This window comes from Microvirga yunnanensis (genome assembly GCF_025460875.1).
This window is the reverse complement of the sequence record NZ_JAMXFI010000159.1, coordinates 1-19,135: the sequence shown is the minus strand read 5'-3', so window position 1 is coordinate 19,135 and position 19,135 is coordinate 1. Positions and strand designations below refer to the sequence as shown.

General features: G+C 66.6%; 19 protein-coding genes. 13 read left to right on the top strand and 6 right to left on the bottom strand.

The window, feature by feature from the left end; translation table 11 throughout:
• The 5 genes from NF876_RS39435 to NF876_RS39415 all read left to right on the top strand — a co-directional run.
• On the top strand, positions 1-2,285 hold a 2,285-nt coding region (locus NF876_RS39435), incomplete at its 5' end, for a cation-translocating P-type ATPase (RefSeq protein ID WP_262273281.1).
• A 59-nt stretch (positions 2,286-2,344) separates the two neighbouring features.
• The gene (locus tag NF876_RS39430; RefSeq protein WP_262266439.1) at positions 2,345-4,207 is read left to right on the top strand and encodes a heavy metal translocating P-type ATPase; all 1,863 of its coding nucleotides are present in this window, start codon (positions 2,345-2,347) and stop codon (positions 4,205-4,207) included.
• 91 nt (positions 4,208-4,298) lie between these two features.
• Positions 4,299-5,894 carry an MBL fold metallo-hydrolase gene (locus NF876_RS39425; protein WP_262266421.1) on the top strand — a complete coding sequence of 532 codons (1,596 nt, stop codon included), beginning with the start codon at positions 4,299-4,301 and terminating at the stop codon, positions 5,892-5,894.
• A gap of 115 nt (positions 5,895-6,009) precedes the next feature.
• Positions 6,010-6,414: a hypothetical protein gene (locus NF876_RS39420; protein WP_262266422.1), complete on the top strand. Its 405-nt coding sequence runs from the start codon at positions 6,010-6,012 to the stop codon at positions 6,412-6,414.
• Entirely contained in the window at positions 6,411-6,731 is a 321-nt protein-coding gene (locus NF876_RS39415) for a c-type cytochrome (protein WP_373371194.1), read from the top strand. Before NF876_RS39420 ends, NF876_RS39415 begins: the two co-directional genes overlap by 4 nt.
• A gap of 10 nt (positions 6,732-6,741) precedes the next feature.
• On the opposite strand, the gene NF876_RS39410 is transcribed toward NF876_RS39415, so the two are convergent.
• From NF876_RS39410 to NF876_RS39395, 4 genes are all read right to left on the bottom strand, one after another.
• Positions 6,742-7,179, bottom strand: a complete 438-nt coding sequence (locus tag NF876_RS39410) for a universal stress protein (protein WP_262266423.1) — start codon at positions 7,177-7,179, stop codon at positions 6,742-6,744.
• A 49-nt stretch (positions 7,180-7,228) separates the two neighbouring features.
• A complete protein-coding gene (locus NF876_RS39405) occupies positions 7,229-8,071 on the bottom strand; it encodes a universal stress protein (RefSeq protein ID WP_262266424.1) in 843 nt (280 codons plus the stop codon).
• A gap of 64 nt (positions 8,072-8,135) precedes the next feature.
• Complete coding sequence (locus NF876_RS39400) at positions 8,136-9,119, bottom strand: zinc-dependent alcohol dehydrogenase family protein (RefSeq protein ID WP_262266425.1); 984 nt, start codon at positions 9,117-9,119, stop codon at positions 8,136-8,138.
• Between the two features lie 9 nt (positions 9,120-9,128).
• Positions 9,129-9,410, bottom strand: a complete 282-nt coding sequence (locus NF876_RS39395; protein WP_262266426.1) for a hypothetical protein — start codon at positions 9,408-9,410, stop codon at positions 9,129-9,131.
• 142 nt (positions 9,411-9,552) lie between these two features.
• Between NF876_RS39395 and NF876_RS39390 the strand changes: the two genes are divergently transcribed.
• From NF876_RS39390 to NF876_RS39360, 7 genes are all read left to right on the top strand, one after another.
• Positions 9,553-10,038, top strand: coding sequence for a pyridoxamine 5'-phosphate oxidase family protein (locus NF876_RS39390; RefSeq protein ID WP_262266427.1), 486 nt, complete (start codon positions 9,553-9,555; stop codon positions 10,036-10,038).
• Between the two features lie 79 nt (positions 10,039-10,117).
• Positions 10,118-10,459, top strand: a complete 342-nt coding sequence (locus NF876_RS39385) for a phasin family protein (protein WP_262266428.1) — start codon at positions 10,118-10,120, stop codon at positions 10,457-10,459.
• A 138-nt stretch (positions 10,460-10,597) separates the two neighbouring features.
• A complete protein-coding gene (locus tag NF876_RS39380) occupies positions 10,598-11,023 on the top strand; it encodes a YeeE/YedE family protein (protein WP_262266429.1) in 426 nt (141 codons plus the stop codon).
• A 3-nt stretch (positions 11,024-11,026) separates the two neighbouring features.
• Positions 11,027-11,491: a DUF6691 family protein gene (locus NF876_RS39375; protein ID WP_262266430.1), complete on the top strand. Its 465-nt coding sequence runs from the start codon at positions 11,027-11,029 to the stop codon at positions 11,489-11,491.
• A gap of 212 nt (positions 11,492-11,703) precedes the next feature.
• Positions 11,704-12,411, top strand: a complete 708-nt coding sequence (locus NF876_RS39370; RefSeq protein ID WP_262266431.1) for an ABC transporter ATP-binding protein — start codon at positions 11,704-11,706, stop codon at positions 12,409-12,411.
• A gap of 4 nt (positions 12,412-12,415) precedes the next feature.
• Positions 12,416-14,779: an ABC transporter permease gene (locus NF876_RS39365; protein WP_262266432.1), complete on the top strand. Its 2,364-nt coding sequence runs from the start codon at positions 12,416-12,418 to the stop codon at positions 14,777-14,779.
• A 3-nt stretch (positions 14,780-14,782) separates the two neighbouring features.
• Positions 14,783-16,021, top strand: a complete 1,239-nt coding sequence (locus NF876_RS39360) for an efflux RND transporter periplasmic adaptor subunit (RefSeq protein WP_262266433.1) — start codon at positions 14,783-14,785, stop codon at positions 16,019-16,021.
• Positions 16,022-16,076: 55 nt separating this feature from the next.
• On the opposite strand, the gene NF876_RS39355 is transcribed toward NF876_RS39360, so the two are convergent.
• Both NF876_RS39355 and NF876_RS39350 read right to left on the bottom strand, forming a co-directional pair.
• Positions 16,077-17,927, bottom strand: a complete 1,851-nt coding sequence (locus NF876_RS39355) for a M2 family metallopeptidase (protein ID WP_262266434.1) — start codon at positions 17,925-17,927, stop codon at positions 16,077-16,079.
• 325 nt (positions 17,928-18,252) lie between these two features.
• Positions 18,253-18,378 (bottom strand): hypothetical protein, encoded by a 126-nt coding sequence (locus NF876_RS39350; RefSeq protein WP_262266435.1) that lies wholly within the window; start codon positions 18,376-18,378, stop codon positions 18,253-18,255.
• 75 nt (positions 18,379-18,453) lie between these two features.
• Between NF876_RS39350 and NF876_RS39345 the strand changes: the two genes are divergently transcribed.
• The coding region (locus tag NF876_RS39345; RefSeq protein WP_373696784.1) for a PQQ-dependent sugar dehydrogenase at positions 18,454-19,135 on the top strand (682 nt) is incomplete at its 3' end.

Sequence of the window (19,135 nt, the reverse complement as noted above, 5' to 3'; positions counted from 1 at the left end):
GGAGCGAGCGGGCCCTGGCGGCCCTGCGCGAATTGGCCGAGCCCTTCGCACGGGTGATCCGCGGCGGGACCGAGCGACGCCTCCCGGCCCGGGAGGTCGTCCCCGGCGATCTCATCCTTGTCGGCGAGGGTGAACGCCTGCCGGCCGACGGCATTCTGATCGATGGCGATGCGCTGACGGTCGACGAGTCCGCCCTCACAGGCGAGTCGGTCCCGGTGTCCAAACGTCCGGCGGCCGATGTGACTGATGCCGGCGATCCCGAGCCGGGCGGGGACGACACGCCGTTCCTGTTCGCCGGGACCCTGAACGTGCGCGGGCAGGGTGCTGTCCACGTCCTCCGCACGGGCCCGACGACCCGGCTGGGGCGCATCGGCGCCTCGCTCGCTGCCATCGGGGACGAGCCGACGCTGCTCCAGAAGACGACCGGCAGGCTCATCGCCAGACTCGGGATCCTCGCGCTTGGGTTCTGTGCCGTCGTCGCGGCGACCTATGGCATGCTGCGGGGCGACTGGGTCGGCGGCACCTTGTCCGGCATCACGCTGGCCATTGCGCTGCTGCCGGAAGAGTTCCCGATGGTGCTGGCGATCTTCATGGCGCTCGGGGCCTTCCGCCTTGCTCGGCACAAGGTATTGGTGCGCCGCGCCGCCGTGATCGAGACGCTCGGTGCGGCCACTGTCCTGTGCGTCGACAAGACCGGCACGCTCACCGAAAACCGGATGGTGCTCACTACGGCCTGGTGGGACGGCAAGGTTCAGGATCTCGGGGACGGCAGCAGGCTATCCGGCGGCGCCGTTGACCCGCTCAGGAAGGCCGTGCTTGCGTCCGCCGTCCGCCCGGTCGATCCCATGGACAAGGCGGTCCATGAATTGGCTGCGCAACTCTCGCCAGAACCGGATGGAGCCGGGGGGCCGCTGCGTACCTACCCGCTCCGTCCCGAACTTCTAGCCTTCATCCAGGTCTGGCCCGACTCAAGGGGCGGTGTCGTGTATGCGGCGAAAGGGGCTCCGGAGGCTGTTTTCCGGCTCTGCCGCATGAACGATGAGGAGCGAGCAAGCTTGGACAGAGTGGTCGCCGGCTTGGCGAGCCGTGGACTGCGGGTGCTGGGAGTGGCATCCGTCCTGGTCGACCAGGATCACGCTAAGGCTCCCGAGGACCTGGCGTTTAGGTTCGATGGCCTGATCGGCTTCGCGGATCCGGTCCGGCCCGATGTCCCGCAATCCGTTGCCGAGGCGAAGCGGGCCGGGATCACCGTTGCGATGATCACGGGCGATTATCCGGCCACGGCCCTGGAGATCGCCCGCCAGGCGGGTATCGACACGAGTGCCGGAGTGCTCTCGGGCAGGGAGATCGCCGAGCTCGATCGGGACGGACTGCATGAGCGGGTCCGGCGGATCCGGGTCTTTGCCCGCGTCATGCCGGAGCAGAAGCTTGCCCTCGTCGAGGCCCTGAAGGCTAATGGCGAGGTCGTCGCCATGACCGGGGATGGCGTCAACGACGCGCCGGCGCTGGAAGCCGCCCACATCGGCATCGCCATGGGACAACGGGGCACGGACGTGGCACGGGAAGCGGCGGACCTGATCCTCCTCGACGACCGCTTCGTGTCGATCATCGGCGGCGTGCGGCTTGGACGGCGTATCTTCGCGAACCTGCGCAAGGCGCTGACCTACGTCACCGCCATCCACGTGCCCATTGCGGGGCTGGCCCTGCTGCCGTTGCTCATGGGCCTGCCGCCGATCCTGTACCCGATGCACGTGATCCTCCTGGAACTCGTGATCGATCCGGTGTGCTCTCTCGTCTTCGAAGGCGAACCGAGCGAACGGCATGCGATGGAGAAGCCGCCGCGTCCCGCCAGCGAGCCGCTCTTCGGCACCTCCCAGATCGTGCTCGGGTTCATCCAGGGGGCAGCCGTCCTCGGGGCCGTCCTCGGGCTCTACGTGTGGGCGCTGAATGCCGACGTCCCCGAGATGCAAGCGCGGGCTGTGGCCTTTGTCGCCCTGGTCCTCGGAAACCTCGTCCTCGCCTTCGCCGACGCGGCTGAGCCGGGAACCTCCTTCTTCGACCGGAGGCGTCTCGCCTTCTGGGGGATCGGAGCCGGAGCCGCCGTCATCGTCACCACGGCCATTTACGTTCCGCCGTTGGCCGCCATCCTCCGGGTTTCCCCGCCGAGCCTGTCATGGCTGGCGACAACCCTGGCCATTGCTGTGCTGGCCGGCGGCTGGTTCGGGCTGGCCAAGCGGCTCCGGGCGGCGTGGATGCCACGCAACGGGCTATGGACATCGGCATGACGCGCATCGCCATCCGGAAGGCCACTCCTGAAATTCCGTCCATGCTGCACCAGCCTGCGATGCCGAGCGCACTGGGCCTGCGCAATCTTCACCGCTTCGTCCGTCCCATCCTCGTGGCCGTACCCCTGCTCGGGCTGCTTCTGGGATGGGCGGCGTACCTTGCCGGGGCCGGACAGTGGTCCGGATCGATCTGGGCAGCGGCCACGATCCCCGTCCTGGGGGCGCTTCTCGTCGAGATCGTTGCAAGCCTGCGCCGTGGGGATGTCGGGCTCGACATCGTGGCGGCCCTGTCCATGACCGGAGCGCTCCTGTTCGGGGAGCATCTGGCCGCCGTCGTGGTGGCGCTGATGTATGCGGGCGGGCAGTATCTCGAGAGCTTCGCCGAGCGCCGCGCCGAACGCGAGATGACGGCGCTGCTCGGGCGCGTTCCGCGCACGGCCGTCCGCTATCGGGATGGACGGCTCGAGGAGGTCGGCCTCGGGACGATCGCACCCGACGACCGCCTGCTCATTCGCCAGGGCGACGTGGTGCCGGTGGACGGCACCGTGGCGCAGGGAACGGCGGTTCTCGACCAGGCCGCTCTCACGGGAGAGGCGCTGCCCGTGCGCAAGGAGCACGGTGAGCCGGTGATGAGCGGCGTGACGAATGCCGGCGATGCCTTCGACCTGACCGCCACCCATCGCGCCGCCGAGAGCACCTATGCCGGCATCATTCGCCTGATCGAGGCGGCCCAGGCGTCGAAGGCACCGATGGCGCGCCTTGCGGATCGCTTCGCCATCGCCTTCCTGGCTCTCACCGTTGCGCTGGCCGGCGGAGCATGGCTCTGGAGCGGAGACCCGATCCGGGCGCTGGCCGTCCTCGTCGTGGCCACGCCGTGCCCGCTGATCCTGGCCGTGCCCGTCGCCATCGTCTCCGGCGTGTCGCGGGCCGCCAAGGCCGGCGTTCTCGTGAAGGGAGGCAAGGCGCTGGAGGCGCTTGCGCGGGTACGGGTGTTGGTGATCGACAAGACGGGCACGCTGACCCACGGCGAAGCCCGATTGACGGCGATCCAGCCGATGACCGGGTTCGCGAGCGAAAGACTGCTCCAGCTCGCTGCGTCGCTCGATCAGGCCTCGAAGCACGTGATTGCCCGGGCGCTTGTCCGAGAGGCGCAGTCAAGGGACCTGCCGTTGCCGCTGCCCGCCAACATCGTCGAGGTTCCTGGCGAAGGATTGGAGGGTAGCGTCGATGGTCTCGATCTCGTCGTCGGAGGGGTTCGGTATGTCTCGCAGCAGGCACCCGGCACTCGGGAAACCCTGGCCGGGAGCCAGTATCCTGTCGGATCGGTTGTGGTTGCGGTGGCAGTCGATGGCCAGCTCGCCGGACTCCTGGTTCTGGCGGACCACCTGCGCACGGAAGCGGCCCAGGTGATCGAAAGGCTCCGCCGGTTGGGAATGGACCGGATCGTCCTGGCCTCCGGAGACCGCCATGACGTCGCGGAAGCCGTCACGGTCGGACTGCATCTCGACGCGGTTCATACCGACCTCACGCCGGATCGGAAGATCGACATCGTGCAGGATGAGAAGCGGCACGGACCCGTCATGATGATCGGCGACGGCGTCAACGACGCTCCGGCGCTGGCGGCCGCCGATCTCGGCGTTGCCATGGGCGCCAAGGGTGCCGCGGCCAGCGCCGAGGCCGCGGACGTCGTCGTCCTCGTCGACCGTCTCGACAAGATCCCGGCGGCGATCCACGCGGCGCGACGCTCGCGCAGCATCGCGCTCCAGAGCGTCTATGCCGGGATCGGCCTCTCCGTCGTCGGAATGATTGTTGCCGCCTTCGGCTATCTGACGCCCGTTCAGGGGGCTCTCATCCAGGAGGCCATCGATGTCGCCGTGATCCTCAATGCGCTGCGGGCCTTGTGGGGACCGGAGCCATCCTGATCCGGAGCCGTGACGCTCTTCCGGCTCGACGGGGGTGTGCCAAGGTGCGATCCTCACCGCCCGACGCTTCCTCGTAACCCAGGAGGTTTCCTTGTCGCTTCGTCTTCACTTCCACGGCGCCGCCCGAACCGTGACGGGTTCCTGCTTCATGCTCGAGACGGATGCGGCCCGCGTCCTGGTCGATTGCGGCATGTTCCAGGGATCGAAGGAGGAGAGGGAGCTCAACTACGAGCACTTCCCGTTCCGCGCCGCAGGGATCGATGCCCTCTGCCTCACCCATGCCCACATCGACCACAGCGGTCTCGTGCCGAAGCTGGTGAAGGCCGGCTTCGATGGACCGATCTACGCAACGGCCGGAACGATCGACCTCGCATCCATCATGCTGCCGGACTCCGGCTACATCCAGGAAATGGAGGTCGATCAGCTCAACCGCCGCAACAGTCGACGCGGGCGGGAGACGGTCTCTCCCATCTACACGGAAGAGGACGCCATCGCGTCCCTGACGCAGTTCCGGCGCGTGGCTTACGGCCAATGGCAGGATGTCGCCCCCGGCTTCCGCGCCCGCTACTGGAATGCCGGCCATCTTCTAGGGTCGGCGTCCATCGAGATGGAGGTGACACCAAGCGGTGACGGGAAGCCGACACGCCTCCTGTTCTCGGGCGATATCGGACCCGACCACAAGCTCCTGCAACCGGACCCCGACGGTCCACGCGATCTCGATTACGTCCTCCTTGAGTCCACCTATGGCGATACGGATCGCGCGGGCACCACGATCGAGCGGCGCCGTCGGATGCTGCGCGACGAGGTCCGCGCGGCCATGCATCCGAGCGGGGCGCTGCTCATTCCATCGTTCGCGGTCGAGAGGACGCAGGAACTTCTGGTCGACCTCATGGAATTGATGGAGGCGGATGAACTGCCCGACATTCCGATCTTCATCGATTCCCCGCTGGCCTCGAAGGCAACCGCCATCTTCAAGCGGCATGCTGGGGAACTCCGGAACGGTGCCGACCTGGTCCAGGCGCTCGAGTCCCGATGGGTACGCTTCACGGAGAGTGTGGAGCAGAGCAAGGCCATCGACCGCATTCACAGCTTCCACATCATCATTGCGGCCAGCGGCATGTGCGAGGCGGGCCGCATCCGGCATCACCTGAAGGCGTGGCTCTGGCGCGACGAGGCCACCGTTCTCTTCGTCGGCTTCCAGGCGCAGGGCACGCTCGGGCGGATCCTTCAGGACGGCGCCTCGAAGGTGCGGATCCATGGCGAGGAGGTGAAGGTCCGGGCTCGCATGCGGACGCTCGACCTCTACTCGGGGCACGCCGACGGGCCGGAGCTGAAGGCCTGGCTGACCGACCGTCTTCCGGTCCGGCGCGGGGTCTTCCTCGTGCACGGTGAGGATGCGCCCCTCAAGGCTTTGCAATCGTCCCTTGCCGATCTCGATCACGTGCCCGGCGCGATCATCCCGGACATCGATGATGTCTATGATCTGGCGACAGAGCGGGCGGTCCGGATCGAGCGGCACGAGGAGCGCCTGCCGAGCGCGAGCGCCGGCCATCGCGACTGGCACAACGACTATGCGGCGATGCTTCTCGATATCAACGACGCCGTCGAGGCGGCAGCCGGCAGGAACGCGAAGGGAGTCATCATTCGGCGCATCAGGGATGCCCTGAGGGACAAAACCCAGGAATAGCCTCGGATCGGCTTCATGAACTTGATCAGGATCAAGGTGCCAGAGCGATTTCCCCTCTAAGCTCTGCCACAATGGCATGTCCTGTTTGAGACGCGGCGGTTTTCGGGAGGTACCCATGCTCCATCACGTCACGCTCCATCTGGCCCGCAGCAAGCAGTTCCCGGAGGGTAGCCCGCGGCACGGCTATGTGATCACCGCGCCGCTCGACGGGCAGGGCCATCTGGATTGGGAGGAATGGTTGGAGAGGCGGGCTCACTGCCTGGTCCGCCGCTTCTGGGCCGCCGAGGCTGAGCGGCAGGGTGTCCTCGTCCATCGGCCGGGCGGGTCCGGCGGAGCGACCTGGATGATCGACTACAACCAAGGGCGCCTCGGCGACGAGGAAGCAGGCTATCACCTGCATCAGCATCGTTTTGCCGAGGGCGAGTACGTAACCATCGCGGACGATGATGGGAAGCCCCATACGTTCCACGTGGTCTCCGTAATCCCCGCGGAACCGGGCAGGACAGGGGAGCATCGATGATGAGGCGGGTCACTCTTCTCTGCCTTGCCCTGGCATGCGCCTCGTCGGCGGCCATGGCTCAATCGGGTCGGACGCAGCGCGGCTTCACGTTCGCGCAGACGAACTGCTCCCAATGCCATGCCATCGGTCGCTTCGGGGACAGTCCCATTCCGGAGGCGCCACCCTTCCGGACCCTGCACACACGCTATCCGATTGAGGACCTCGCCGAGGCCTTTGCGGAGGGCATCACGACGGGCCACCCGTCCATGCCCCAGTTCGAGCTTGATCCCGCCCAGATCAACGACCTGCTCGCTTACCTCAACTCCATCCAAGGCTGAGCCGATCCTCCTACCGCACGACGATGACCGGGATGTTCGAATGGGAGAGCACCTTCGTCGTCTGGCTCCCGAGAAGGAGAGCCGAGACCCCGCCACGACCGTGCGAAGCCATGACGATCAGGTTGCAGACATAGTCCTCCGCCACGCGGATGATCGTCCGATAGGGGGCATCGTCCTCCATTTGAAGCGTTGTGGCCTCGACACCGATATCGCGGGCGATCGCGGAGGCATCCGACAGGGTGCGCTCAGCCTGCTTTTGCATAGGATCGCGGAATGAGGACAGTGTTTCCTCCAATTGGTCGGACCCGAGCGCGAACAGGTGAAAACGCTTGGTGACGGTCAGGATCAGGACCTCGGCGCCCAAAGACTTCGCGAGCTTGCATCCGTGTTCGACAGCAATGGCCGCCAGGGTCGAGCCATCGGTGGCAATCAGGATTCTCCTGTACATGCAGCCCTCCCTAGAATGGAGATGCCTCCGGATACCGTGTCCGCCGGGATCAATAAGAAAGGAACAGGGGCACCGGGCAGTCCTTCAGCAGTGACTGGGTCGTGCCGCCGAGCATCATCTCGCGCAGGCGTGAATGGACGTAGGCACCCATGACGATCATGTCGGCCCGCGTCAGGTGGGCATGGTTACGCAGGGTCCCGGCCACATCCCCCTTCAGGGCCGGCAGGGCCAGGACATTCACCGCGATGCCATGGCGGGTGAGATGCGGCGCGATCTCGGCGCCGGGCACCGTATGCGCCAGATCCTTTTCGCCCGTGACGCTGACCAGTTCGACCTGATTGGCAGCGCGCAGGAAGGGCAGGGCGTCGTTGAGGGCACGCGCCGCCTTGGCGCTGCCGTCCCAGGCCACGATAATCCGGTCTTCCCTAAAGGTCTCCCGCCCTTGGGGCACGACGATGAGAGGCCGGCCGCTGTCCGTGAGCACGGCCTCGATCAGCCCCCGATCGACGGCAAGTGCAATGGGTTCGGAATCCAGGACCGTGAGGTCATGGGAGCGGGCGAGGGAGGTGAAGCTCCTGACGAGGAACGGATAGGCGAGATGCGGCGCCTGCGTGGTGCAGGCCAGGCCCGATGCCGCCGCGGCACGCTGGGACTCGTCGGCGACCGTGCGGGCAAGAACATCCAGCCGGCGGTTCTCGGTGGCCACGAGCCCTTCGGCGAAGGCACTGATGAAGGCATGCGTCACGGTCAGTTTGAGCGAGGCCGCCTGGACCGTGACATGGGCGTCAGCCTGGCGGGCCAGCGACAGTCCGTAGGGCAGGGCGGCCGAGCGTTCCTCGGCATCCCCTTCCTCGGTAATCCCGATCAGGATGCTGCGAATGTTCTGGAGCATGGGTTCCTCCCTCTGAACGTGTGGTCCGGTTGCCGGGCACGCTGACTTCTGTTTCCGTCCTGCATCAGGGGACCAGGACCGCGGCCCCCTGGAGCCGTCCCGACCGCAGGTCGTCCAAGGCCTCGTTGGCGGCCTCGAGCGGATAGCGCACCGTCTGTGTTCTGATCCCGACCTTGGGAACGATCGCCAGGAAGTCCAAGGCGTCCTGACGGGTCAGGTTGGCGACGGATACGACCTGACGCTCCTCCCAGAGCAACCGATAGGGAAAGCTTGGGATGTCGCTCATGTGGATGCCACCGCAGACGACACGGCCGCCCTTCCGCACGGCACTGAGCGCCAAGGGCACAAGCTCGCCCACGGGCGCGAAGATGATCGCGGCGTCGAGGCGCTCGGGCGGCTGCTGATCGGAACCGCCGGCCGAGACGGCGCCGAGCGAGCGGGCGAAATCCTGGGCGGCGACATCGCCCGGGCGCGTAAAGGCGAAGACTCGCCGACCCTGCCACGTGCAGACCTGCGTGATGATATGGGCCGCCGCCCCGAAGCCGTAGATGCCGATCCTTTCGCCGGGGCCTGCGGCCACCAGCGAACGCCAGCCGATCAATCCGGCACACAGGAGCGGAGCCAGGGCGACGGGGTCATCGTGCTCCGGCAAGCTGAAGGCATAGGCAACATCGGCGATCACATGCGATGCAAAGCCGCCGTCTCGCGTGTAGCCCGTGAACAGCGGCTCGTCGCAGAGGTTCTCATGGCCCGAGACGCAGTAGGGACAATGGCCGCAGGTGTGGCCGAGCCAGGGAACACCCACGCGCTCACCCGGCTTGCGATCGCCGACTCCGGATCCGAGCGCCTCCACGCGACCGACGATCTCATGGCCGGGGATAAGGGGAAGCCTGGGATGCGGCAGGTCGCCGTCGACCACATGGAGGTCGGTGCGGCACACCGCGCAGGCTTCCACCGCCACGCGGATCTCCCCTGCCGCAGGCGACGGCAGCGGACGCTCCTCCATCATCAGGGATGTGCGCACCGTGTGAAGGACCATGGCTCTCATGGCATAGCCTCAATGAAACGCAGCTCCCATCCGCTTCCTGAGGGACTCGACTTCCCGAAGGTATGGTGCGCGCCGCAGACGATGGCTCTCACGAAGATCGGCAATCAGCCGATGCTTGCAAGCATCATCCATCAGCCTGCTCTCGATGACGATCAGGTTGCTTTCGTGATCGGTATCGATGTTCGCCAGGGTCGCGAGCAGCGACTGAAGCTTCGGGAGAATGTCCGGCGCATGGATCCGGTCACCCTGCGGTCTTCCCTGAACTTGCGAATGCTCGTCACTGACGGTCATGGAGCCCTCCGCCGTCAACGGACCAAAGCACATCATCGGCGGCTTCGCCCAATGCGGCATTGATTCAGATCAAGGCGGACGGACGGGGACGAGCCCACCATGGGTGATCCAGCAGGGACAGGAACGAATGGAGGATGCCGTTATGGACGCAAGCATTCGCGAGGAGATTCTGTCCATTCTCGACCGTGCGAACGACATGACGCTCGCGACGGTCCGCCAGGACGGATATCCGCAGGCCACGACGGTCAGCTACGCCAATGACGGGCTGGACATCTACTTCGGATGTGCGGCCGATTCCCAAAAAGCATGGAACATCAACCGCAACAGAAAGGTGTCCCTGACGGTCAACCTGCCCTATGCGAACTGGGGCGAGATCCGCGGCATCTCGGCGGGCGGTCTTGCGGACTGCCTCACGGACCCGCAGGAGATCGCGCGGGCGGGGCAGCTCCTGCTTGAGAAATTCCCGCAGGGGATCGCCGAATATGCCTCTGGCGCGCTTGAGGGAGTGGCATTCTTCAAGGTCGTCCCGAAGGTGATCTCCGTCCTCGATTACCGAAAGGGCTTCGGCCATACGGATCTCGTCGGCAACGCACCCGGCCTGACGCCTGCATGGGATCACCGGGGATGAGAGCCTTCACCCGCGCCTGCCGCCGGTCGGGGGCAACCCTCTCGATTAGAAAGAAAGTCTCATACAGGGAGAACGAGCGATGACGACCATGACGAAGACATCAGGAGTATCCGACACGCGACACGGCAGTGACGCGTTTGCCTTGTCCGGATACCGGGGCCGCGCCCTGGTGAACGCCGCGGAAACGTGGTTCACCGCAGCGACCGAATGCCAGCGCGAAATGTTTGGCTTCGTGTCCATGCGTCTTGGCAAGGATGGCGAAACCGCCCGCGAGATGATGGTCTGCAAGAACCCGACGGACGTCGCGGCCATCCAGTCCCGATGGGTCGAGGAAACCCTGCGCGACTATAACGCCGAGATGACCAAGCTGATGACCATCTGCGCCAAGTCCGTCAACGGCGAATCCGGCCCGAAAGGATGATGGCTTCCATGCCACTGCCTGCCGGACGGGTCTCATTGGCGTAAGGTATGAGGGCGCCCGCGCATCGGGATCCTCTCGCGCGCTCACCAAGCGCTTGAGCGGGCCTGGGGCGGCGGCCGCCATTGATCGGAACCGTTCATGGAACACTTCACCCCCGTTTCGGCCCTCATCGGCGGCGTCCTGATCGGCACGTCCGCGGCCCTGCTCCTGGTGCTCAACGGACGCATCGCCGGCATCAGCGGCATCCTGGGTGGCCTGCTGCACGCGGACCGGAGCGAGATCGGCTGGCGTGCCGCCTTTCTCGTCGGTCTCCTGGCCGCGCCGTTCCTCTACCGGATGTTCGGCGGCACCCTACCGCCCGTCGTCCTCGATGCGCCGACCTGGCTCCTCGTCAGCGCCGGACTGGCCGTCGGCTTCGGCACCCGCTTGGGGGCAGGCTGCACCAGCGGTCACGGGGTCTGCGGCATCGGCCGCGGCTCGCCGCGCTCGATCGTCGCCACCCTCGTGTTCATGACGACCGCCATCATCACCGTCCTCCTCACCCGCCACGTCCTCGGGAGCTGAGCCATGCCGGCCATCCTCTCCGCCCTCGCGTCCGGCCTGCTCTTCGGCCTCGGGTTGATCGTCTCGCAGATGGTCAACCCGGCGAAGGTGCTCGGCTTCCTCGATGTCTTCGACAACTGGGATCCGAGCCTCGCACTCGTCATGGGGGGCGCGGTCGCGGTGTCGTCCCTCGGCACCGTCCTTGCCAGGCGGCGCGGCATCCCCGTATTCGCCCGCCGGCTGGAGATCCCGACCCGCCGCGACCTCGACCCGCGCCTGATCGGCGGCGCGGCCTTGTTCGGCATCGGCTGGGGACTTGTCGGCCTGTGCCCCGGCCCGGCGCTCACCGCGATGACCTTCGGTCCCTGGCAGGTCGTCGTGTTCGTCGCCGCTATGGTCGCCGGCATGGTCCTGTTCCGGATCGTGCTACCCGACGGGCCCCGGATCACCCTCCGGCGCGAACCCATGGCAGCGACGGATGATGCCTGATCTCCTGGCAGGCGCCTTGGCCACGGGTTCGCCGGGGGACAGTGACGCGGATCAAGCCAAGCCCGCATCGAACGCGGTGCCGGGAGTCCCTCCTTCGCAGGGCCGGGATGGAGTATACTGCCTTCAGCAATGGCTCGACAGCGCATTGCCACCGTCAGGCCGGGGGCTGAAGGTCTTGGATGCTCCGGTGACCCGATCTTGAGGCGGGAGCCATGGCTGCAAGCGTCTTCACTGCGCAGGACCTGACCAAGGTCTACCGGACCGGCGAGGTCGAGGTGCGGGCCTTACGGGGACTCACCTTCGAGATCGCGGCCGGGGAGGTGGTCGTCCTGCTCGGTCCCTCCGGCAGCGGCAAGTCGACGTTGCTCAACATCATGGGCGGGCTCGACCAGGCCACGAGCGGCCGCCTGTTCTTCAAGGATCTCGACCTCACATCGCTCGACGACCGTGGCCTGACCGCCTACCGCCGGCGCCATGTCGGCTTCGTGTTCCAGTTCTACAACCTCGTCCCGAGCCTCACGGCCTGCGAGAACGTCGCGTTGGTGACCGAGATTTCCGAGCACCCGATGCAGCCGGAGGAGGCCCTTGCGCTGGTTGGGCTCGAGGAGCGGATGGATCATTTCCCCGCCCAGCTCTCGGGCGGCGAGCAGCAGCGCGTCGCCATCGCGCGGGCCATCGCCAAGCGCCCGGAGGTCCTGCTGTGCGACGAGCCGACCGGCGCCCTCGATTCCAGGACCGGCATCCGGGTGATCGAGGCCCTGCTGGGCATCAACGCCCAGCTCGGGACCACGACGCTGATCATCACGCACAATGCGAGCATCCAGGAGGTCGCGGACCGGGTGTTTTTCTTCGCCGACGGTCGGATCTCGCGGGAGGTCAGGAACGAAACCCGCCGCGCGGCGGCCGAGCTCACGTGGTGATCCGATGCGGGTCCTCGACCTCAAACTGCTGCGCGATCTGAGACGGCTCTGGGCCCAGGCGCTCGCCATCGGCCTCGTGATTGCCGGCGGGGTCGCAACGCTCGTGATGTCCGTGGGCTCGTACCGATCCCTCGACGAGACCCGCATGGCCTACTATGACCGCTACCAATTCGCCGACGTGTTCGCCGTGGCGCGGCGGGCGCCAATGCGTTTGGTAGAAAGCATCGCGGAAATCCCCGGTGTCGCGTCCGTTGACCCGCGCATTTCAAAATTCGCCCTGCTCGACATCCCAGGCTTCCGCGAGCCCGCGACTGGGCAGTTCATCTCATTGCCGGAGCCCGGCAGGGCTCATCTCGATCAGCTTTACGTCCGGGCTGGGCGCCTGCCGGAGCCTGGAAGCGTCGAGGAAGTCGCGATCAGCGAGAGCTTCGCGAACGCCCATGGCTTCCTCCCCGGTGCCCGTCTCTCGGCGGTCCTGAACGGCCGCAAGCGCGAACTCCTGGTCGTCGGGATCGCGCTTTCGCCCGAGTTCATCTACGCAATCGGTCCTGGCGACATCATGCCGGACGACCGCCGCTTCGGCATCGTCTGGATGCCGGAGAAGGCGCTGGCCGGCGCCTTCGACCTCGATGGTGCGTTCTCCGCGGTCGCCGTGAAACTGCTGCGGAATGCCTCCGAGCGTGAGGTGATCCTCCGGCTCGACGCGCTTCTCGACCGCTACGGCGGACAGGCGGCCTACGGGCGCAAGGACCAGACCTCACACGCCTTCCTCGACCATGAGCTCGACATGCTCAGCAACATGAGCCGGACCCTGCCGCCGATCTTCCTGCTGGTGGCGGCGTTCCTGGTCAACCTGACGCTGGACCGCCTGGTGGCGCTCGAACGCGAACAGGTCGGGCTGTTCAAGGCCCTGGGCTACGGCAATCTCGCGATTGCCTCGCACTACCTCAAGTTCGTCATGGCCCTCGTGCTGATCGGGATCGCCATCGGCAGTCTCGCCGGGACCTGGCTCGGGAGCCTCATCACCGGCCTGTTCGGCGACTACTTCCGCTTCCCGTTTCTCCTTTTCAGCAAGAGCCTCGACGTCTACCTCATGGCGGCCGTGGCGAGCCTCGCCGCGGGAACCCTGGGCGCCGCCCGAGCCCTCCGGGGTGTCGTCGTTTTGGCGCCGGCGGTCGCCATGCAGCCGCCCGCTCCGCCGCAGTTCCGACATCTGCTCCCCTTGGGCTTTCGCATCAACCGCCTGCTGTCGCAGCCGAGCATCATGATGCTGCGGGGCATCGCCCACCATCCCTTCCGGGCGGCGTTCACCGTGCTGGGCATGGCGCTCGCCACGGCGATCCTGATCGTGTCGCTCTTCACCCGGGACACCATGGAGCAACTGATCGACGTCACGTACTTCCTGGCCGACCGGCAGGACGCAACGGTCAGCTTCACGGAGAAGCGCCCGCGGGACGTGGCGTATCAGGTCGCCCGCCTGCCGGGCGTCATCACGGCCGAACCCAATCGTGAGATTCCCGTGCGGATCAGGCACCGCAACGTCGAGCGCCGGATCATGATCAGCGGCCGCCCGCCCGACGCGGACCTCAGCCGGATCATCGATGAGGACCTGCGTCCCGTGGTGCTGCCGGAGAGCGGGCTGGCGATCTCCGCCATGCTGGCGCAAATTCTCGGCGTGCGGGCCGGCGATGACGTCGAGGTCGACCTGCTCGAAGGACAGCGCCGGACCGTGAACCTGCCCGTCGCCGCGTTGGTCGAGGATTACTTCGGCATTCGGGGCATGATGAACGCCGACGCCCTGTCGCGGCTGATGCGGGAGGCACCGGCCGTCAACAGCGTCCACCTGGCGCTGGACGAAAGCCGGCTCGATTCCCTCTACGACACCGTCAAGGAGCTGCCTTCGGTGAGCGGCCTGGCGCTTCAGCGCGTGTCGCTCGCCAACTTCCGCGCATCGTTGGCTGTGCTCGTGACCACGATGGCCAGCATCTACACCGGACTGGCCGCCATCATCGCATTCGGCGTCGTCTACAACAGCGCCCGGATCTCGCTGTCGGAGCGGGCCCGCGAGCTGGCGAGCCTGCGCGTCCTCGGCTTCACCCGGGCCGAGGTCCTGCGGATCCTGTTCCTGGAGCTGGCCTTGCTGACGTTGATCGCACAACTGCCGGGATGGGTGATGGGTTATGGCTTGGCGTGGGTGATGAGGACGAACCTGGCCGGCGAGCTGATGCGGGTCCGCCTGGTAGTGGAGCACTCCACCTACCTCTTGGCCAGCGCTGTCGTTCTGGCCGCGGCCGTTCTGTCAGCTCTCGTTGTTCGTCGACGCATCCATCAGCTCGACCTCGTGGCCGTCCTCAAGACCCGGGATTAGCCTATGCGCGTGATTTGGCTGAAACGTGTGGCGGGAACACTCATCCTCGTAGGGGCCGCGGCAGGGATCGGATGGTTCACCTGGCCGCGGCCGATCCCCGTCGATCTCGCACGGGTAACGCTCGGGCCGATGGAGGTGACAGTCGACGATGAGGCCCGGACGCGCGTGCGCCACGTCTATACGGTCTCCGCGCCCGTTGCCGGGAAGGCCCTGCGCATTTCCCATCCGGCCGGGCGCCATGAGACCTCCCTCCATGTCGGCGATCAGGTCACCGCGGGCGAGACGGTGGTGGCGGTGATGCAGCCGACCCTTCCGAGCTTTCTCGACATCCGGTCACGGGAGGAATTGCAGGCGGCGGTCACGGCGGCCGACGCGGCCGTGAAGCTGGCGGAAGCGGAGGTGCGCCGGATCGAGGCCGCGCTCGCCTTTTCCCGCGACGAGCATCAGCGGGCTCAGACGCTGGTCCGCACGGGCGCGATCTCGTCCCGGGCGGTCGACAAGGCCCAATTCGACGTCGACACCAATGAAGCGGCCCTGGCGAGCGCAAAGGCCCAACTCGATGTCCGCCGCAGCGAGCAAGCGGTCGCAGCCGCCCGGCTGATCGATCCCTCCGGCGGTTCCGAGCGGACGAGCCCGAACTGCTGCATCGAGGTCCGGGCTCCCGTGACAGGGCGCATTCTCAGGATCATCCAGGAGAGTGAAGCGGTGGTCCTGCCTGGGGCGCCGCTGCTCGCCATCGGCGATCCTCTCGACCTCGAAGTGGCGGCGGATCTTCTCTCGACCGATGCGGTTCAGGTAAAGCCAGGGGCGCAGGTGCGAATCGACGGCTGGGGCGGGCCTTCGCTGCGGGGACGGGTGACGCGCGTGGACCCGGCCGGCTTCGTCAAGGTTTCGGCGCTCGGCATCGAGGAGCAGCGGGTCCAGGCGGTGATCGACTTCGTCGATCCGCCCGAGGCCTGGAGTGCCCTCGGGCATGACTTCCGCGTCATCGTCCATGTGACGACCTGGAGGGCCAACAGCGCCCTGACGGTGCCTGTCAGCGCCTTGTTTCGGAGTAGGGACGATTGGGCAGTGTTCGCCGTCCGTGAAGGCCGGGCCCATACCGTTCTTGTTCGGATCGGACACCGCAACAGCCGCCAGGCCGAAGTATTGTCGGGGCTGTCGGTCGGGGATTCCGTCGTGCTGCATCCGAGCGACCGGATCAGGGACGGAGTGACCGTCTCGGAACGCGACGGCCGGTGACGGAGCAATCCCGAGGTATCGAGGGCCGACCACACCTTACGGATGCGATCAGCCGTCACCAGCCGCACTGCCGTTGCGAATTCTGCTCCTGAAGCCATGCGGTCAGCGGCCGGAAGTATTCCAGCAGCGCGTCGGCCGACAGCTCGCGCGTGCCGATGAAGGCTTCAAGCGCGCCCGGCCATGGCTTGGAAGCTCCCTGGGAGAGCATGCCGTTGAGCCGCTGTCCCACTGCTTGGTTGCCGTAGAAGGAGCAGCGGTGAAGCGGTCCCGTCCAACCGGACTGGTCGCAGGCCGCCTTGTAGAGCTGGAACTGAAGGATGCCGGCCAGGAAGTAGCGTGCGTAGGGCACGGTGGCCGGAATGTGGTATTTCGCGCCCGGGTCGAACTGCGCCTCGGTCCGCTCGGTCGGCGGGACGACGCCCTGGTACTGCCGGCGCAGGTCGTCCCAGGCCTTGGTGTAAGAGGAGGCGGGGATGCTGCCGTCGAACACGCCCCAGCGCCACCGGTCGACCATCAGGCCGAACGGCAGGAACGCGATCTTGTCCAGCGCCTGGCGGAGCAGGAGGCCGATGTCCTTGTCCGGAGGCGGAACCTGATCCTTGTCGAGGAGCCCGATCCGGACGAGGTACTCGGGCGTGACCGACAAAGCCACCATGTCCCCGATGGCCTCGTGGAACCCGTCGTTCGCGCCGCCCCGGTAGAGGTATGGCTGTTGGTTATAGGCCCGCTGGTAGTAGTTGTGGCCGAGTTCATGATGGGCGGTCACGAAGTCCGTCGCATTGATCGCGGTGCACATCCTGATCCGCAGGTCATCCTTGTGATCCAGGTTCCAGGCGGAGGCATGGCAGACCACGTCCCGGTCAGCGGGCTTGGTGAACATCGAGCGCTGCCAGAAGGTCGCGGGAAGCGGAGCGAATCCCAACGAGCTGAAGAAGTTCTCCGCGCTCTTGACGATCCGGCGGGCATCGTAGTCGTGGCGGACGAGCAGCTCCGTGAGATCGTAGCCGACATCCCCGGCTCCCTTCGGAGCGACGATGTCGTAGATCTCGCTCCATTCCTGCGCCCACAGGTTCCCGAGAAGGTCGGCACGGATCGGCCCGGTGGCCGGCTGGACGGCATCGCCGTAGCGCTCATGCAGCTTGGCCCGGGTGTAGCAGTGGAGCTGCTCGTAGAGCGGCCTCACCTGCGCCCAGAGCCGATCCGTAAGGGCAACGAAGGCCTCGGACGAGAGATCGTAGCGCGAGCGCCAGAGCGCCCCGACATCGGCATAGCCCAGCTCGCGGGCTCCCTGGTTGGCGATCTCCACCAGCCGCGTGTAGTGCGCCCGCATCGGTGCGCCGACGCTGTCGTGCCAGCTCGTCCACATCTCCTGGAGCTCGGCCGGGTTGCGGCTGGTGCCCATCGCGATCTCAAGGTCCTTGCCGGGGATGGGCTGGCCGCGCAGGCTGCCGCGACCCCGGCCATAGGCCGACGTCAGGCGCGTTGCGATGGTGCTGAGCTCGGCCGCAGCCCCTTGGCTGGTGGGCGCCGGCAGATCGAGCTCGCTGCGCAGGATGTCGAGCTTGCGCCGGGTATCGTGGCCCAGGCCTTCCGTCTTGAGATACCGGGCGGCGTCAAGGGCGAAGCGGACGCCCATCTCCGTTCCGAGCGATCCGAAATAGGCCGCGAGCGCATCCGTATCGTCGGTGATGTACGTGCTGTTCACCCAGTCGGCGCGGGACTGGAGCACGGAGACATCGGCCAGTTCCTGCTCGGCGCGGGCGAGAAAGGCCTCAGCCTCGATCGCCGATGGCGCCGCAGCAGCGGCAGCCTGCGTGCTTGCCGCTTCGATGGCACGCGAGGCTGCAACGGCTGTCGTCAGCGGCCCTGAAGCGCTGGTGACGAGAAGGATGATGAGCGCAGACACCGTGGATCGCATTTGGAACTGCCTTGGCTGTTCGAGCCGCCCCAGGTCGAGGTTTGCTCCGAACCGGAAGTCGATCAGGTGGTTGGACAGGTTCGTTCCGAAGAGCCGTCAACCTTCCGTCCCCTCACCCGACCTTCCACTGTTGGGACTGCCGAATGAGGGCACGGCGAAGGGGCGTCTCACGGCGTTGTCCCCTGGGCAGCTAATCGAACCACGGTACGGCATGTTCCAGAGCAACCCATTGATCTCGATCAACCGGATTCCGCAGTCCAGCGGCGTGGGGAAACGGTCCTTCAGGAGCAATTTAACAAAGAGACGAATGGTGTCACGGACGGCTCTGGAGACTCGTGATGTAGGCTGTCACGTCCCGGAGTTCCGTCGGCTCCAGCATGATGTTGGGCATCGTCTCATGGGAGGTCCGCAAAGCGACGGTCAGTGCCGTTGTGGTCATGCCGGGCACCTGCGCGATCCGCTCGAACGATGGCGCCTGTCGGCGGGGTGAGTTCGTCTCTCCCTTCAACACGGCATGGCAGGCGGCGCAGACCTGCCGTCGCCGAGCCTCGATCAGAACGATCCCGAAGCACCGGATTTCGAGCGGCTGCCAAAGGTCGTCGATGCGCCGCAGGGCAGGATGCCGGCCGTGCCGCAGGGCTTCACGGTGCAGGTGGTCGCGAAGGACCTGAATAAGCCGCGCGTCATCCGGATCGCCCCGAACGGCGACGTCTTCGTGGCCGAAAGCGGCAGCGGCCGCGCGCTCGTCTTCCCCGCCGAGGCGGCCAAGGGCGGGGCGTCGACACCCCAGGCCTTCGCCGAGAACCTGGATCGGCCCTTCGGCATCGCGTTCTATCCGCCGGACGACCCCCGCTATGTCTACGTGGCGGCGGCCAACCAGGTCGTGCGCTTCCCGTACCGCAGCGGCGACCGCAAGGCGAGAGGCCCGGCCGAGGTCATCATCGCGGACATCCCCACCAAGCGGCATTGGACCCGCGACCTGGCGGTCTCGCGCGACGGGCAGCGCCTGTTCGTCTCCATCGGCTCGGCGTCCAACGTCGCCGCCGGGATGCCGAACAAGTCGCCCGAGGAGATCAAGGCGTTCGAGAGGACGCATGGGCTTGGTGCCGCCTGGGGCGAGGAGGAGAACCGCGCCCTGGTGCGCGTGTTCGACCCGGAAGGCGGCAGCGTCCGCAACTTTGCGACCGGGCTGCGCA